This is a genomic window from Martelella sp., from assembly GCF_984369615.1.
Window position 1 is genome coordinate 1 of record NZ_CFHTCS010000529.1, and the last position, 2,195, is coordinate 2,195.

Sequence of the window (2,195 nt, forward strand, 5' to 3'; positions counted from 1 at the left end):
GACGGCGATGTGATCATCGGCCAGTACTGGTGCTTTTCCGAGGACGCCTCGACGCTGATGCGCTGGGGCGTCGGCAAGGCCCCCGATGGCGGGTCGAAGGCGTTTTTCGAGACGTTCGCGCGCGTGAAGGAATAGACGGGCAGGCTGGCAAATTGTCCGCGCCAAGGGGGCCGTTTGGTCTGCGACCCTGCCGGGAAAGAACGGTGGCCGCCCGCCGGGTCCAACAGGCAATGCGGCGCGAAGCCCGGCCTGATTTCATCGACAGGGAAGACAAACGAGAAACACCCCGGCGCAGGGTTCTGCCGGGGTGTTTCCGGAGGTCATCGCGAACGTGCAAGACTGAGGGCAGAGACGTGCCGATCAGGAGCCGCATCACGATGAAGACGGGACGGGCGGAAGGGATCACCCGTGCTGTTGAGAGAAAGATAGTTTTTCTCCGATCCATAGTCAATCGTTTGATTAAATTTTTTGTGCATGGTGCCACGCCCGCCTGGAGGCCCTGTCCTGCAGCGGTTGAGCCACTATTCGCGGCTTCGCGTCTGGCAGATGAAGACTTGTTTTTGTCTCGGCCGGAGGCGGGGAAAGCGGCAGGGCCACGTTGTGCGCGCGGCTTGAAAGTCCGCCTTCGGCCCGGAAGGCGCCGCCTGGACCTCTTCTCGGTTCCATGTCCGAAGCTTCCTGCCCGACCCCAATGCGCGATTTCGCCGTTTTGACCGCTTGACGGCGGCGCGAAACTGCTGCAATAGGTACCGTACCGTACCGTACCAGATGCGAGAGCAGAACCTTGATCGACGACGTCGACACCGAACTTCATTTCACGCCCCGCCAGCAGGCGGTTCTCGAACAGGCGCTCAGGCTGCTTGTCGAAGGCGGGGAGAAGTCCGTCACGACGGCGGGCATCGCCCGCGCAGCCAGTTGTTCGAAGGAAAGCCTCTACAAGTGGTTCGGCGACCGCGACGGCCTGCTTTCCGCCATGATCGCCTATCAGGCCAGCAAGGTCAGGACATTCGAGAGCGCCGGCCACAGGCTTGACGCCGACGAATTGCGCCATCACCTCTCTGCCTTCGCACAGGACCTGCTCGAAGTGCTGGCCGGCGATGTTTCGCTTGCGCTCAACCGTCTTGCGATCGGGCGCGTGACCAAGGACGGACAGAAGCTTGGCCGCTTGCTGCTGGAGCGCGGCCGCGCCCAGATCGACCAGCGGGCGAGGGCGCTTCTGGAGGACGGGCGGCGGTCCGGGCTTTTGGTGTTCGATAACGGCGACGAGGCCTATCGCGTGTTCTATGGCCTTATCGTCGGTGACAGCCATGTTCGCTTCCTGCTTGGGGAGGCCGCCGATCGCAGCCTGTTCCGGCGCCGGGCCGAACGGGCTGTGGAAAGATTCTGGACGCTTTTTGCGGCCGCATGAATTGCCTGCCGCAGGGCGCGGTCAGGCGAAGCTTTTGTCAAGGGAAGGAAAGACAATGCGTGTTTACTACGATCAGGATGCGGATATCAATCTCATCAACGGCCGCAAGGTCGCCATCATCGGCTACGGCTCGCAGGGCCGCGCCCATGCGCTGAACCTGAAGGAAAGCGGCGCGAAGAATGTCGTCATCGCGCTGCGCGCCGGTTCGGCAACCGCGAAGAAGGCCGAAGCCGACGGTTTCGAGGTCAAGACCGTTGCCGACGCGGCCGCCTGGGCCGACCTGATGATGATGGCGACGCCTGACGAACTGCAGGCCGGCATCTACAAGAGCGAGATCGCCCCCAACATCCGCGACGGCGCGGCGATCGCCTTTGCCCACGGCCTCAACGTTCATTTCGGCCTGATCGAGCCGAAGAAGACCGTCGACGTCATCATGATCGCGCCGAAGGGCCCCGGCCACACGGTGCGCGGCGAATATCAGCGCGGCGGCGGCGTTCCCTGCCTCGTGGCCGTCGAGCAGGATGCCTCCGGCAACGCGCTCGATGTCGCGCTCTCCTATGCCTCCGGCGTTGGCGGCGGTCGCGCCGGCATCATCGAGACGACGTTCCAGGAAGAATGCGAGACCGACCTCTTCGGCGAGCAGGCCGTTCTCTGCGGCGGTCTGGTCGAGCTCATTCGCGCCGGTTTCGAAACCCTGGTCGAAGGCGGCTATGCGCCGGAAATGGCCTATTTCGAATGCCTGCACGAAGTGAAGCTGATCGTCGACCTGATCTATGAAGGAGGCATC

The 2,195-nt window shown here is 63.1% G+C and carries 2 protein-coding genes; both read left to right on the forward strand.

Going from position 1 to position 2,195, the window contains the following annotated elements; all coding sequences use genetic code 11:
• The first annotated feature begins 784 nt into the window (after positions 1-784).
• The gene (locus AC5DC2_RS23280; protein ID WP_200337693.1) at positions 785-1,408 is read left to right on the forward strand and encodes a TetR/AcrR family transcriptional regulator; all 624 of its coding nucleotides are present in this window, start codon (positions 785-787) and stop codon (positions 1,406-1,408) included.
• Positions 1,409-1,463: 55 nt separating this feature from the next.
• Positions 1,464-2,195: ketol-acid reductoisomerase (gene ilvC, locus AC5DC2_RS23285; protein WP_491700203.1), on the forward strand; the 732-nt coding region annotated here is incomplete at its 3' end.